At 46.0% G+C, this 14,414-nt stretch carries 16 protein-coding genes; 4 read left to right on the plus strand and 12 right to left on the minus strand.

Annotation, left to right across the window (positions count from 1 at the left end; genetic code table 11):
- Positions 1–58: 58 nt before the first annotated feature.
- Genes O3W44_RS22575 through O3W44_RS22600 form a run of 6 tightly spaced genes read right to left on the minus strand, consistent with a single transcriptional unit; the run spans position 59 to position 1,775 of the window.
- Complete coding sequence (locus O3W44_RS22575) at positions 59–376, minus strand: hypothetical protein (RefSeq protein WP_269294860.1); 318 nt, start codon at positions 374–376, stop codon at positions 59–61.
- A complete protein-coding gene (locus tag O3W44_RS22580; protein ID WP_269294861.1) occupies positions 376–795 on the minus strand; it encodes a phage protein NinX family protein in 420 nt (139 codons plus the stop codon). The genes O3W44_RS22575 and O3W44_RS22580 overlap by 1 nt, the downstream gene beginning before the upstream one ends.
- Positions 796–855: 60 nt before the next feature.
- A complete protein-coding gene (locus tag O3W44_RS22585) occupies positions 856–1,083 on the minus strand; it encodes a hypothetical protein (RefSeq protein ID WP_269294862.1) in 228 nt (75 codons plus the stop codon).
- Complete coding sequence (locus O3W44_RS22590) at positions 1,083–1,307, minus strand: hypothetical protein (RefSeq protein ID WP_269294942.1); 225 nt, start codon at positions 1,305–1,307, stop codon at positions 1,083–1,085. Before O3W44_RS22590 ends, O3W44_RS22585 begins: the two co-directional genes overlap by 1 nt.
- Entirely contained in the window at positions 1,280–1,525 is a 246-nt protein-coding gene (locus O3W44_RS22595) for a hypothetical protein (RefSeq protein ID WP_269294943.1), read from the minus strand. Before O3W44_RS22595 ends, O3W44_RS22590 begins: the two co-directional genes overlap by 28 nt.
- Before the next feature lie 58 nt (positions 1,526–1,583).
- Positions 1,584–1,775 (minus strand): hypothetical protein, encoded by a 192-nt coding sequence (locus O3W44_RS22600; RefSeq protein ID WP_269294863.1) that lies wholly within the window; start codon positions 1,773–1,775, stop codon positions 1,584–1,586.
- A 310-nt stretch (positions 1,776–2,085) separates the two neighbouring features.
- Between O3W44_RS22600 and O3W44_RS22605 the strand changes: the two genes are divergently transcribed.
- Positions 2,086–2,493 (plus strand): hypothetical protein, encoded by a 408-nt coding sequence (locus O3W44_RS22605; protein ID WP_269294864.1) that lies wholly within the window; start codon positions 2,086–2,088, stop codon positions 2,491–2,493.
- Positions 2,494–2,844: 351 nt separating this feature from the next.
- Here O3W44_RS22605 and O3W44_RS22610 read toward each other — a convergent pair whose 3' ends face one another.
- Genes O3W44_RS22610 through O3W44_RS22630 form a run of 5 tightly spaced genes read right to left on the minus strand, consistent with a single transcriptional unit; the run spans position 2,845 to position 10,087 of the window.
- Positions 2,845–3,288, minus strand: a complete 444-nt coding sequence (locus O3W44_RS22610; RefSeq protein ID WP_269294865.1) for an olxA — start codon at positions 3,286–3,288, stop codon at positions 2,845–2,847.
- Positions 3,289–3,320: 32 nt separating this feature from the next.
- Positions 3,321–5,732, minus strand: coding sequence for a helicase C-terminal domain-containing protein (locus O3W44_RS22615; RefSeq protein WP_269294986.1), 2,412 nt, complete (start codon positions 5,730–5,732; stop codon positions 3,321–3,323).
- Positions 5,720–6,334 carry a hypothetical protein gene (locus tag O3W44_RS22620; RefSeq protein ID WP_269294944.1) on the minus strand — a complete coding sequence of 205 codons (615 nt, stop codon included), beginning with the start codon at positions 6,332–6,334 and terminating at the stop codon, positions 5,720–5,722. Before O3W44_RS22620 ends, O3W44_RS22615 begins: the two co-directional genes overlap by 13 nt.
- A complete protein-coding gene (locus O3W44_RS22625) occupies positions 6,298–8,922 on the minus strand; it encodes an SNF2-related protein (protein ID WP_269294945.1) in 2,625 nt (874 codons plus the stop codon). The genes O3W44_RS22620 and O3W44_RS22625 overlap by 37 nt, the downstream gene beginning before the upstream one ends.
- Positions 8,834–10,087 (minus strand): N-6 DNA methylase, encoded by a 1,254-nt coding sequence (locus O3W44_RS22630; RefSeq protein ID WP_269294946.1) that lies wholly within the window; start codon positions 10,085–10,087, stop codon positions 8,834–8,836. Before O3W44_RS22630 ends, O3W44_RS22625 begins: the two co-directional genes overlap by 89 nt.
- Before the next feature lie 270 nt (positions 10,088–10,357).
- Between O3W44_RS22630 and O3W44_RS22635 the strand changes: the two genes are divergently transcribed.
- From O3W44_RS22635 to O3W44_RS22645, 3 genes are read left to right on the plus strand one after another with little or no spacing between them, the layout of a single operon-like run.
- The gene (locus O3W44_RS22635) at positions 10,358–11,989 is read left to right on the plus strand and encodes an AAA family ATPase (protein WP_269294869.1); all 1,632 of its coding nucleotides are present in this window, start codon (positions 10,358–10,360) and stop codon (positions 11,987–11,989) included.
- A gap of 6 nt (positions 11,990–11,995) precedes the next feature.
- Positions 11,996–12,565 (plus strand): hypothetical protein, encoded by a 570-nt coding sequence (locus O3W44_RS22640; RefSeq protein ID WP_269294947.1) that lies wholly within the window; start codon positions 11,996–11,998, stop codon positions 12,563–12,565.
- Positions 12,559–13,809 carry a phage portal protein gene (locus tag O3W44_RS22645; RefSeq protein WP_269294948.1) on the plus strand — a complete coding sequence of 417 codons (1,251 nt, stop codon included), beginning with the start codon at positions 12,559–12,561 and terminating at the stop codon, positions 13,807–13,809. The genes O3W44_RS22640 and O3W44_RS22645 overlap by 7 nt, the downstream gene beginning before the upstream one ends.
- Positions 13,810–13,852: 43 nt before the next feature.
- Here O3W44_RS22645 and O3W44_RS22650 read toward each other — a convergent pair whose 3' ends face one another.
- Positions 13,853–14,224, minus strand: coding sequence for a DUF6283 family protein (locus O3W44_RS22650; RefSeq protein ID WP_269294871.1), 372 nt, complete (start codon positions 14,222–14,224; stop codon positions 13,853–13,855).
- Positions 14,225–14,414: the final 190 nt, after the last annotated feature.

The following is a 14,414-nucleotide window of genomic DNA, read 5'->3' on the forward strand; positions in this document are numbered from 1 at the left end:
TAAGGTAAGGGTTAAGGCTTGCTGGTGGTGCTGGTGGGCTTTTTGCCGTTAACTCTGCTCATACTGTTTCCTGTTTGATCTCATACGCCAGAATGTCATCACTACCCGTTTCAATGTGTTCCAGATTGCCCTGCTCATTGGTACGGAACATACCCATTGGTAGAAATACACGATTAAATAAGCCATGCCATTGACCGTATTCAGTTGGCTTGCCATCACGGTAGGCTAAAGGGCCGCACGCGCTACACAGCCCCTTCCCTTTGCGTTCTGGCGCATATGACCAGTCAAAGAAGCCTTCAAACAAGCCATGAAATCCCTGAAATGCCAGGGCTGTGTTTTCGCAACATCCACATACTTCACACTGGAAGAGTGACATTAAGCAGTCTCCACCAGCTCAGCCGGTACGTTTACCGACTCGCCAAAATGGCGCTTAACTATCGTCCGGCATATTGCGATCAATTCAGTTTCACCAATCGCCCAGTAGTAATTGCTCTCGGCATAGCATGGCTCTTTCGGCGTTGAATAGTCTTCAAAGTCATGATCAACCATCACCTTAAAACGGTTAATTAAAGGGCCGCACTGGCTCCAGTCGGTAGACGGATGAAAACATTCTTCACTTCCCCACGGTTCACCATTACTGAGTACAGGCTGATACCAACGATGCCATACCCCATCACCATCTACCTGTTTAGGTTTAGGCAAGCCAATAGCATCTGCGACTGCCCAATCAAGGGCTGCTCCAGTTAACTCATCTGTCTTAACTGCTATGTTTCGCATCACGCCTTCTTTATTCATTCCCCTGCCTTTACTGCAATGCTCTGTATGGTCAACGCACCCAATTCCGGCATTTTGCACTCATACATGGTCCGTTTGTTCAAATACGATTGGTTTCATTTTCAGTCGCACGCCATCATCGCGTAGATCATCCAGCATATGAATAACCGGCTCGCCTGCTTCGAAATCTTCACGGATTGATACGTCACCATCTTCATCTATAAAAACTGGAAGAATTGTACCCTTTTTAAGGTATGAGCCGTTTGCATCAAGAATTTCCACTTTTGCAATCTGCCATTCTAATGCCATTACTCTTCCTCCACAGTGTTAAGCGTTACCTCAGTGCCCTCGTAAACAGCTTTAACTCTGTTAGCGGCTGCAATAATCACTTTAAACTGATCTTGTTCGACTGTAATACCTGGATACTGACGCGCGATCTCAAAAGTTATGGCCGTAACAAGGCGCATTTGAATTAACGAAACTTTTGCCTTTCGGCTCTTACAATTCATTTTTTCCTCTTTAATTTTATCCATATCAGCCCGCCTAAAACCGCTAACACTTCTTCCACCAGCAGCACTATCAACAGGCACAACATGAGAGGCCAGGCTGTGACGCAGCCCACCGAAAACAACAATCCGGGTTTTGTGTCGCAAATGAGGATGGTGATAAAGGCGTAGTAAATTGCACCGGCAACGAGATACATCCCGATCAACGCTATCGGGGGTAATGAAACAAGCTGGTGGAAGGTCATAGCGCGATCCCTGATACGCAAAAAGGCGCTTTTCAGCGCCTTGTTTAGCTGGCTTGCATTAATGGCCTGCCGCCACTGTATAAACCACGTTCAGGAGTGTCATTACGCCCAGCGTACCAAACAGAATTCCCATTAGTTTCACTGGCATTGGAATAGTGCTGGTAGTGGTAGAAGAGTTTTGAGCGGGTGATTGCACGCCAATATTGACGAAATCAACAGGTAAAGCGACTCGCTTAGACTGTGTACTCATGATAATATTTCTCTCGTTAGGATATGCAATGGAAGAAGGCAGGTTAGCCGCCAATCCTTCTTCCCCTAAAAACCCGCCAAGTGCGGGTTTTTTTGTGCCTGCTATTTGCTGCTACGCTGGCACAGCAAGACTATATAATTTTCTATTAGTTTAATGCAATAACAAAAACAGTCAAATGCAATCAAAAGCATGATTTCTGCAATCAAAGGGGTTAATCTATTTTAATTTATACATTAACTTGAAGTAGAAATGGTTCGCCCGCATACCTGTCTTGCTACACGTCCCCTCACTTGCTAACAGGATAAAAATAATGGAAGACAGCAATTTTATTGCATTCACTGATTTGGAATTGGAAGCTTTCCAAAAAGACGCTGCTGAAGAATTTACCGAAGAAGAACTTGAAGAACGGTTAGGCTTAAAGCTATTCGAAGTAACCGTAGTAAATCGCGAATTTCCCAATGATATCTATGACAAAGAGGCAATCATCCTTGCGCGAGCACAAGGTCAGGTTCCCGAATTTAGTTTTGACGTACACGCAGATAAATTGAACCCTACAAGGTTTATCATCCTGCCAAGCTCACTGTTAGAAGACCCAATGTTTCGGGTTCCGCGTGGGAATCCTGCTCAAGTACAAAGTGATGTGGATGATGTATTTCTCTCCAGAAGAGAAGTGAATGATCGAGATGGTTGGGAAGATGAGGATGAGGATGAGAATTAGAATACCATCTCAAATACCGTTGGTTGCTATTGCAACTTATGGTTGAAAAAAAGGGCACTAAGCCCCTTTTTTATTCACCGTTACCCAATTTTTTTGGCCCGCCAGACAGGTCCAGGATTCGCTTTATGTTTTCGGGTAAAGCGCGCTCCCAGCCAGCCATGTCGTAATGCCTGAAACCGACAACGGGTAGCCCTGTACTTAGATCCGTGACCGTTCCCCAGCATTCTGGATCGGTCTTATTGACCAATATCAGCATACGGTTTGAGGTCATCCGCATTTCGAATCCAAGCGACTCCGCTTTGTCGAATAACTCTAATCGGGTGAAAAAACGCTTTGGTATCCCCACTTTTATCACCCCCTGATTGCTATCAACTTCTCGATTTCATCATCATTACTGACATACAGATATGGCTCTGTATCGTCGGCATCTTCGTGAACGGGCAATTCATGATAAGCACTGTAGATATACCCCGACTCAATCCGTTCAGCACTGTATAGATGCGCTGCAATAACAGTCAGTGCCGGACGAGTGAGGCTATATATTGCCTTAACATCTGCATCAATGCCTTGTCCAAAAGACTGATTCACTTCAGTTTCGATAATAAGTCGTTTAATTTCCGGCCACCACGGACCATAAGCACGATAGATTGTTGGATTATCACTCAGTTGTTTACTCACACCAGCCAGGTATGAAGCGGTAAAGGCGTCTTCTGTACGTCCCGCTAAAGCTTCTTGCTGTAATGCCTGTTCAAGATGTTCCTCAGTAGGCATTACAGCGTCGATTAATGTAGTCATTGTTTTATTCGTCCCATACGGGGCGACTCCGTTTATTTATATGATGAAATAACGGCAAGCACGTCCTGCATACTATGCTGTGCAGAAATGATCCACCAGCTTCCCATTAACTCCTGGCCTGTTATTTTGCCATTGTGATATTTGGCTCTAAATTTAGCCTTGAGTGTATCTTTGGCACGATAAAGCGCACCGTCTTTCCCTTCCTCATCCTGAAGGCAAATTGCCTCATCTGGGGCGAAGTTATACCGGTTAGCCGCTTTACCGCCCGTCAGCGCCTGACTGTTGCGTTTTATGGTGATTGAGTCACGCATAGCTGATTCAGCTTCTTCTTTCGCTTCAGCGTCACGGGCCGCTTTATTGGCTTTGGCGGCGTCAATCTCATCCTTTGAGATCAAACCGGCTTTCAGCTTGAGATTATTGATCAGACCTTCCCGGTCTTTGTTCGCTTCCGCAAATGCCGCGTTAATGCGTGACACGGTTTCATTTAACATTACGGAGTCAGCGAAACAGCCTTCAGTAATGGAATTTTCAACCACAAGCCCCAGGCGCACGGCATGAGCGAACAACACATCATAATTGTTCGTTTCGTAATCCAGATGATTAGAGCTGTAGGTGCGATACATATAAGCCATCTGACTCGCATTTTCAGGCACACGCTTTAGCAGTTCAATAATATCCTCTAATGACGCCTTCAACTGATCGCGATAGTTAAGCCAGACTTTATGCGCACGCTCTTTTGCGGTCGAGATTGTAGCCGCCAAATGTTCACGGGTTTTGAGCGCAAACGTTTCTTGCAACGTAGCTGTAAAGTCATCTTTGTTTTTATATTGCTCAGGGACATACGCTGTATTACGTACAGATATATGCCATTCCATGTACTTAGCCGGATCATACTGCCCTTGCAGCAGGTATGCACCATATTGAGATTTGCCTTCACCTTTGAAGTTTCTCCCTTCCCGGTCGGTCCCTTCCAGTTGCTTAGCAATGTAATCCGAAACGACTGACGCGATCACAACCGCGTTAGCCGTCTCCCCGTAATTATCGACTTCCTTTTGAAAATCACGGCCAAACAACGCAATCATAAATGGCTCAACATGACGTGTGCTGCGGTCGCCACGATACCAGCCAGCAGTTGCCGTTTTCAGTTCAACATCATTAGTATCCGGGTAAACAATTTTATCGGCATTCTGCGCAAGCCAGGACAATGAGCCGGATTTAATAATCGTACCGTAGCCGTATGTTTTGCTCTCGCGAAGCGCGTAATCCGCCAGTTTTCCTTCAGCATCCCGATACACAACATAATCATCAGTGAGCAATAACTGGCTGGCTTTCAGTAACGATACAAATTCTGCTTTTGTTACGCGGTCAGCTACCTGGTAAATGTGCTGACCCTGCGCGCCCCATTCGCGCAATGAAGCCTCTGACTCAGGCATGTCTGATAATTCACCTAAATTATCAAAACGGACTCTGATTTTCTTATGCAGTTTATCCGCGATCCGCGATTTGAATATTTCATCGCAAACCGCTTCTGACGCATCAATATCCAGGCTCATAACACGTATATAACTGTCGCCGCTATACCGCGAATAAATAGCCCCAATTTTCACGGTTCGGCCATCCGGCAGAAGAACATACTTATCGCCGTGGGTAAGAATATCAATATCAACGTCCACCAGACCGGCGTTAATGGCTCGTTCTACCTCCGGGCGCAACTGCTTAATACGCTGCTCCGCTTTCTTCGCGCGAACGAGCTGGCGCTCACCCCGACGAATATTAGTTTGCGCTTTGTTTATTTCCTTACTCAGTTCAACAATTTCAAAGCGCAGAGACTTCTCTAAATAAGATTGCCCCTTGTCGATAGCCTCCTGTAATTCTTCCTGCTTTGACGCAATGTACTGGCGACGACTATCCAGAGTGGTTCTCGCGTTAGTTAACGTGGACTCCACTAAATTAACCGGAAGCTTCAAAGCGTGCTGCATTTTGACAAGTTCATTCAGGTCGATTTTAGCGCGCTTCTCAGCAGCAGCGCGGGCGATAGCTTCAGCCTTTTTCTTGGCCTCTTCCACGCGGCGCGCATAGTCTTCAGGATCGGCTGCAAGCAGCAGATTCATCTCTTCCTGCGAATTAGCGTCAGCATTGGCCATACGTGATGCGTCAGACGTGAGAATGTCACCAATCCAGTTCGCTTTGCTTTTTAATGCCTTCATGCGGAAGTCATCAAACGAACCTTTTCCACAATAGTATCGCACACGAACTTTGCTGGCTTTCGAGCCTACGCGGGCACCGCGCCCGTTACGCTGCGCAATACTGGCTGGCGTCCACGGCAATGTTAGGTGATGCACGTCCGTTGTGCCGTGGTGAAGGTTGATCCCTACTTCAGCCTTTTTATTGCAAATGAGGATGCGCGTGCGGCCTTCATTGTAATCAGCAGCTATCGACTCCATCCCTCCCAGCGATACCTCTGTTTTGCTGGCGATATAGGTGTCATAAGCTTCTTTTTGCGTGTAATACGCCTGTAATTCGTCGTCGGTTGCATCTTCTTTCGGCTCTTTGGGCAACTTAACCGCTTTTGGCGCTTTACCCTTTTGCCGGCTTCAGCAACAGTGGTGGCATTCAGAATGCCGATTTCTTTTGGATCGAAGCCCAACGCGGATGCAATAATGCGCTTCAGTTTGCCGTGTTGCGTCTTCTCATCGGTGAAAATAATTTGCTTGCCATCTTCCAGGCCGGTTTTGAGGTTTTCAATAAGCGCGCTGTATTTTGGTGGTACTGGGTGCGAAACATCTTTTTCGTTAAGACCGACTTTGGCTAGGCGCTTCAGCACTTCTTCTTCTGCCGCTTCAGGCACAATAATTTCAACGTAATCGGCTGTAACAGTCATTTTCGCCGTAACGTTTACGCTTACCGTCTCGCTATTTTTTTCTTCGTCGTCAGTTGCTTTAACGGCAACCGGCAGTTCGCCCACCAGCGACTTAACAGCGTCCTGTTTCTCAACTGGAAAACGGAAAGTCATCTGCCGATGATATAAATCAGGATCGATACACACACGGTCCATGTCGCGGATGATGCTGAAAATAGAATCGCGTTCTTCCTCGCCATCTTTTTACCTTTAGACAGATCATCAGCACGCTGGCGGAGTTCCTCGTATCTCGCCTCCTGCTCACTTGTCATTGGCACGGGAACATTCTGTTCATCAAGTTCAGGTATTTTGACCGTATCTGAAACGTCCTGTGCGGTCTTCAGCGTGGTCCAGCGATGGAAAATGCCTCGTAGCCCGTCAAGGTTTTTAAAGCCGACTAGCCCCTGTTTTTGCTCAATCTCGCCGGAAATCTTCATGACGTTAACGAGTTCGGTTTCTCCAAACACTTTAACGAAATCATCTGGCGTAAGGATGCCCATGCGCTGCCATTCTTCCTGGCTAACAACATGAGAAAGCATATTAAAGGCGTCAACCGGCGAGTTAACCAATGGCGTAGCTGTCAGCAGTACCGGTCCACGTCCGTTGTGCTTCTTCATCAGATACGAGGATTTGAGTGCAAAGTCGCGAGCTGATTTGGCCACACTGTTTGTTGGAAGGTATGCCAGTTGCGAGGCTTCGCGCCCTGTAGCGAAACTGTTGCGGTAGTTGTGCCCCTCATCCGCGATTACACTGTCGAAAAGCATGTCTTCGAAATATGGAAACTCTTCTTTTTTGGTGCTGCCTGTATTAGACGCTTTCGCCAGAATGCTGTTTTTCTTTTGGGCATCACGGTGCTTTGTGCCGCTCAGGTTTACGCGGCCTGCATCAGCTTCAGCAAACAACACTTCACGCGCGTGGTTTTCTACTGTTTCAGGGCGCAACGGAATAGCTGAAAATTGCTCTTTGGTCATGATCACGGTGCGATAGTTCGACATCGGAATCATGTTCATGCGCTCTTTTATTGTGTCGGCGGATGATACAGAAACAGCGTTGCGGTAAGTAGCTTGCCCGGTGTTAGGGTTAATGAACTGCTCGCCCTTCTCATCGAGCACTGGCACCTGTTGAATGCTACCGTCTTCACCTTTGACTTCATCCAGGCCAACAAACAACATGCTGGCCAGTGCGTCCGGGCTGTAAAACTCTTGCGCCTCGTAATACCAGTTCTGATACACCGCTTTCGGCACCACAATTGCCGTGCGCTTGCTGCGACCGTTTTCAAAGTTATAGGCTTCCAACGCCAGCGCGGTCGTGGTTTTACCTACACCCGTTCCGAATGCGTTTATGCCGCGCCCATCTTCTGACAAGCGGCGAACTTCCGCGTTCTGATATGAGAACGGAATCCGCGCACCTGATACACCTTTGAGATTTAGTGACTCTTCCGAATGGCTGAAGGGAATGAAAGCATTAAAAGCGTCGTTATAGTCCTGAACAAGCTTCTTGATGTCATCATGCTGGCGCACCCACGTATTAAACTCTTCTTCCAGGCGCCCAATTTTTTCCAGGTATGTGTTTGCGAGCGGGCCGCGTGGCTTAACGCCGTTGAGGTAGTTTTCAAACTGGTCGAGAAAACCATCCTGATTGCGCACGCGCTTGTAAACAAACGTGCTCTTGCCCGACTCTTTATCGCGTTGCTGAACGGTTTTGTAGCGGTAGCCAGTGAATATGCCATCGCGCCCGCTGTAGCCATTTTCAGATACCAGCGCGCCGTTTTTAACATCAACATTCTGAATATATTTAACGTCTTCATAACCATTTTCATGAAGGAATTCCATGACAAGGCGGCGGTCAAACCAGCGTGAGTTAAGAGAAAAATCTATATCATCAATTTTGGTCCACTTACGTCTCGCTCTAATCTCCGCTAACTGCTTTTGGTAGTTGTCTTTGATAGCCCCGTCAGGCGTGCCAGCCAGTGCGCCCATTAATGCGCTATTAAGTGCGCCAATATCGCCGCTGGTAGCGCGATCCATAGGAATTAGCGTGCCATCTGGCTGAACGGCGATCCCGTCTTTTTGCGCCAATAGGTTTAGCAGTTCACTGTCACTTTCCGGCAACTCACCTTCAAAAGCTTCACGGAATGCGCTCAGTTCAATTGGATCTAAATCAATTTGGTTGAAGAGATGGCGTAACACCTGCTCATGATCAGTAGCATCATGCGTTTTTGCCGTGCCTGCCTCAAGCGTGCCTGTTATCAGTGCCGTCAGTTGTCCGTCTTTGGTCACGCTGGCTTTAAACTTCAGCCAGTTTGCTGCTCCTTCACCCTTCAGCGCGGCTGATTTTCCGTGGTGCGGGTTGCCGCTGCGGCGTACTTCCTCACCCACCTGTTTCTGTAGGTCAGCCAGTTCCAGATCGAGCGATTCAGCGTTGTAGCCAGTGGCAATTTTGTCCTGAATGATGCGTATACGGGCACCAATAACTGAACCACGTAAAACACGCTCGCGCATTGCCGGTTTCTGGCTCATAGCGAAACGGATCGTACTCTGGTATTCCTGCGGAAAAACGTCAGGAAAACGCTTAACTATGTTCTCCAGTTGCGCCATGTTCAGCGTAAGAATGCCCTCACTGGTGGACACGCGGGAACGAAGATCGTCATAATTTTTTTGCGCCGTAAGCCACGTCATCGAGCGCAGCGTAATTCGCATTGTCATCCACCAGCCAGCGACCGCCGATAAATTCATTCCAGACGCCATTAATCAGCTTTTTCTCGCCTTCACCCACGGACGGTATAACTGGTTCGCTTAATGCCAGCAAATTCCAATTAATGCGGCTTTCAAAACGTCTGGCCAGCGCCGATTTGATGGATGCCTGTGTTACCTGGCCATCAGCTTTAACCACCATCCGGGCGAACTTGTCTTTGCCTTCTATCGACATCGTGCCGTGAATAAATTTTTTCCCTTCCCGGTCAAACCATTTGCCATTGATGAAGGTATCCCACAGTACGTTAGCCTCGCGCAGAATGGCGTCTTCCCCGGCCTCGATACGTTCCGCCAGTTCTTCTGTATGCTTTCGCAATACCCATACGTCAACGACCGTTGCTGTGCCGTTGTTGGCAAACGTGCCAGACGGTAAACGGTGCGCGCCCAAAAACTCCGCTTTACGTGATACCCGTTCACGTAATTTCTTATCACCGCTGTTGTGTGTCAGTCCGTTCGGCACAATCAAAGTGATCAGCCCGCCAGGCTTAACCTTGTCGATTGGACGCAGAACAAAATATCCGGCCAGCGACTCGTTTTTATAAGCCGGATCTCGTTCGGCATACCCGCCGCGTGAACTGCCGAACGGCACGTTCCCTACACAGTGATCGAACGTGTTATCCGGCGTTATGCGTGCAAGATCCTCGAACGGTGTGATCGATACATTATCTTCCGGGTGAAGTAGCTGGTTAATGCGCCCTGACGTGTCACTAAGTTCCGCCGCCTGCATAACCATGCCTTTTGGCTTCGTTTCCTGGAATACCCCGGTCCCGGCTGAAGGTTCTAGCCCTAAGCCGCCGTTTATCCCATACGCTGCCAACATGTCCCACATGCCCTCTGCCACGTACTGAGGCGTGTAATACTCATACTCGCTTCCGCCAATACCACCTTTACCTGTATAGCCTGCAAGCGTTGCTCGCTGAGTGTCAGTTAGTTTTTCGTCTGGCTTTAAGGTTGCCAGTAAATCAATTGCCGCCTGGTTAGCTTCTCGGCGCTCGCGCTCAATGCTTACGCCATCGCGTTTTTCGACGCCAAAAGAAACAGCCTGCCGGGAATTCGACAGGCTGTTAATTAAGCGCACGATCTGTTTGATGTTACTTACGGACATCAGCAACTTGCTGACCTGCCCGCGCTTCTCTGGTGTTGCCACGTTTAATCTCCAAAAACTCACATCGGTTATGGTGCGAACCACTGCAAACCGTAACCGAAGTGAGTTTTTGGTACCTGATATGAAATATGTCCTGCCTAAAACATCCACTTGATCGTCATTTGAAAAACTATTAATTTACTTTTAGACTTTCAACTGCTTCTATTCCCATGAAGTATTTAGTTGATTTATAAAGTGGATTTGATTTTTTAATGCTTTACCCTTCTTGCATTTTTTAAGCAAGCAGTCATTGCTAATAAATAAGGATATAAATTGTCTGACTTAATTCAAATAAAAATACCCACTCAAACCAAGGAGAATGAAAGTATTTCCTTAGAAAAAGGAAGCGTACTTTTCATTTTGGGACCAAATGGATCTGGCAAATCTTCTCTTATATATAACATCATGCAGAGATTAGATGATCGTCAAAAAATGGTATTACTTTCCGCACATCGCCAAGTATGGTTCGATGATGCTGTAATTGATATGTCAAATGCAGAGTACGAGCAAACTTTAAGCTTCCTCAACACAAATGTAAAATATACAAGCGAATATCGGTGGAAGATAAACGATAACAGACAAAATAAATTACCAATCATACGATTAAAAAAAGGTGTAAACAGAAGGAATAGAGATCTTGCGGCTAAAGTTGACGCTAGGGATTTTAATGGGGCGGTAGAAGCTCCGCCTTCCCCAGTAACGCAAATCAATTCTGTGTTAAAGTCATCTGGAATGCCAATAAGCATTTATCATGACCACGAAGATAATATTATAGCAATGAACTCTAGATACAACCCACCATCGATGTATTCCGTATCTGAGCTTTCTGATGGTGAAAAGAATGCAATAATCATATCCGCCGATGTTATATCTTCTTTACCTGGAACTTTATTCATTATCGATGAGCCAGAAAGACATTTACATAGATCAATATCCTCCCCTCTTTTATCAGAATTAATCTCTATTAGACCTGACTGTTATTTTATAGTTTCTACACATGACATAGGACTGGCTTCAGACATGGATGGCTCTCAAGTCCTGTTAGTAAATTCTTGTAACTATGTTGATAAAATAGCAGAGTCATGGGATGTTGAATATTTAACCGAACCAACACTAATTCCAGAGCACATAAGAAAAGATATCCTAGGCGCAAGAAAAGAAATTTTATTTATTGAAGGAGTAAATACTAGCCTAGATATGGGCCTGTACAAAGCCGTATTTCCAGAGGTTACACTTATATCTAAAGAAGGTTGTGAAGATGTTTCAGTGTCGGTTAGAGGTGTTCGCAACAATGATAGGTTGGGATGGATTAATGCCTATGGGCTGGTTGACAACGACAATAAAAAAACCCAAGAAATAGAAAAATTAAGGGATGATGGAATCTATACATTGAAATATCACTCTATAGAGTCTATTTTCTATCACCCCCAGATGATAATGTTTTTCATAACACACCTTGGACCAACATTTAATGTTGACGAAAAAATATTATCAGAAATAAACCTCGATGTAATAAAAACATTAGATAATGAATCAAGGCTTACAGACTTATGCAGCTTAGCTGTAAACAAAGCCGTTAGGTGGAGATTTAATGAATTCACCCCCAACAATAAGGAGGGGTTTACTAATAAAATAATAGAAATTGATGCAGGTGACATCTATGCAGAAGAAGTACAAATTTATAAGCAAGCAATACATCGACAAGATTCTAAGTTCCTTATAGAACGTTACTCGATTCGAAGGACTGGCGTCATTGATAAAATAATAAAAAAACTCAACTGCCCTAATAAAAATTTTTATGAATCAAAAATTATGTCAATTGTTAGGGAAGATATGGATGCCCGAGACTTTGTTATTGGTTGCCTAGGTGGATTATATGAAGCTATATATGGCACTCCTAAATGAAAATCTTTGATTTTTATTAAACATAATAATAGCCCTCTTTTGAAAGAGGGTTATGTGATTAAAGTTCCATCTATTTCTCAACTCTGTTTCTTCACAGTTCTTGATAACTCACATCGGTTATGGTGCGAACCAATGCAAACCGTAACCGAAGTGAGTTTTCCAACCGTGAAGCAACCTCGTTCTAACAATCCAATTGCCGCCCTGAAACGGCTCATGCGCGGGTATGATGCTGGCGATCATATTAACAACGTACCTATGACCACCAGCAGGCGCGGTGTTGTGTCGCGCTCTGTGCTGCCAGGTGTTTTTGACGATCAGAACACGGGCATGTCATCCGCTGGTGACAGCATGTCAGCAAGCGTAGTTATGCCCACGGATCGCATGGCTCGTTATGCATTATTTGACCAGATGATGCGTTCACCAATCGTTTCGACGGCACTGAATATTCACGTTTCATCCGCATTATCCGTGGACAAAAAAAGCGGCCTTTGCTTCAGCCTTACACCAATTGACCCGTCTGACACCGAGACGATTAACCGCTGTAAGGAAATGACAAACGATTTAGGGAAATGCTAAATACCGGCCTGCCGTCCTGGGCAATCATCATGGCCACTTTCGGCGTCGCGTACATTCGCCCTTATGCGAAAGAAGGAAAAGGTATTCAGGCATTCGAATCCAGTTACTACACCTTGCCTCATTTCATTAGTGAGTTTTACCGTGGCGGTGATTTGGCTGGATTTACTGGTGATTACCTTCTCGACCCCCAAACGTATCAGCGTATCCTGGCGAAGCCGTGGGATATGATTTCCATGAAAAACCCCTATTGGGTTCCAGACATCAATGACCGTCCGATTATTACAGGCTCAACCAGCTACACATTGATGCAGGACCCGGCGTATCGTGTGTTATCAGAGACACAAAACTATGGCACTAGCTTTCTTGAATACAGTTATGAGCCATACATTAATCTGTGTGATTCTCTACGTGCACTGAAAGCTGCGCGTCGTAATGCCGCAACTATTGACCGCCTGATTGCACTGACAACTGACGAACTCGACCCGGCAAACGCCGCTACACACCTGCGTAACGTTAGCCAGTCACTTAAGCGAAGCATGGATGAAATTTCTCGGCTTTCCCGTAACGGCAATACTATGCCAACGGTACTTAACCACCTTATCCCGACAATGGGCACTAAAGGCGGCGTGACGTTCGATACGCAACAGATCCCGGTGGATATCAATGGCATTGAAGATGTAATGTTTCACCTGCGTCAGTTATGCGCCTCAGTTGGTTCGGACGCGTCTCTTATGGGCTGGTCCGATCAAATGGCCGGTGGATTAGGGGAAGGTGGCTGGGCGCAAACAGCAATTCAGGGTGCGCAGCGCGGGTTATGGATTCGCAATGCTGCAATGACAACAATATATCGCGTGTTGGATATTCACTGCGCTTTCAAATACGGCAAAGTTTACCAACAGAACAATCGCCCTTTCCGTGTTGAATTTAATTCAAACAACACTGCTATACAGGCAGAGAACGACCGTGAGCGCGAAAGTAACGTTAACTTTATTTCGGCGCTGGTGGGCATTCTGGACGCGATGCAGAACAACCCTAAATTGGCTGGTTCACCTACTCTCATGTCATCTTTACTTTCCGACAGCCTGAAAATGCCGGTTGAAACGGTGAATAAAATTTATAAGGAATTTCAGGCTCAGAAAGCCGAACAAGATCCGATGATGGAAAGCGCCCCGCATAAACCTAGATTTGGTGATTTCACACAAAGCGAACTGGCAACGTTGCTTGATGAATTAATCAGGGCATAACTAAAGGCCGCGCAATGCGGCCTTAATTTTAGATAAAGATTTATCAGCGGCATCTTACTAAAACCGGATCATGTTCTTCCACGCCATTAGCGATGGCCATTTCCTTGTAATTTTCAAAAAGTGCGTGACCACCATCAGTGACTTCTGGCACTTCGCCACGAATGTAAGCCAGGCGAATCGCGAGATTGTTTTCTGCACCTCTCAAGATAAAACCTGCGCAGGTTGCCGCATGATCTACACCAGAATCATGACACGCAAAAACACTAAACGACTGGTCATAACTGGTTTTGGCTGAATGCCTGAATGCTTCAGCCGGAAACTCACCCACTGAATCTCTGCGCCAGGGGACAATATGTACAGGGTTTGCGACGGCAGGCCCGCGTTTTACTTTCGACGGTGACGACCTGGTGATCATTTCCTGCCGCACGGGTAGCTATCACCTTAGAATTTTTGAACTTTAAAGAGCCAAATGTTTGTTGAGATTGAAAGTGAGTCTAATTTTCTAATAAATAATTATCCATCTATTTTTAAATTAGTTTTTTAGTCAGATACCTTAACTCACTTGCGATACATTTCCCCGTCCTGGTCGCAATGGAAATTTAGTT

The sequence above is a fragment of the Pantoea sp. LMR881 genome, from assembly GCF_027157825.1.
GTDB lineage: Bacteria > Pseudomonadota > Gammaproteobacteria > Enterobacterales > Enterobacteriaceae > Pantoea > Pantoea haifensis.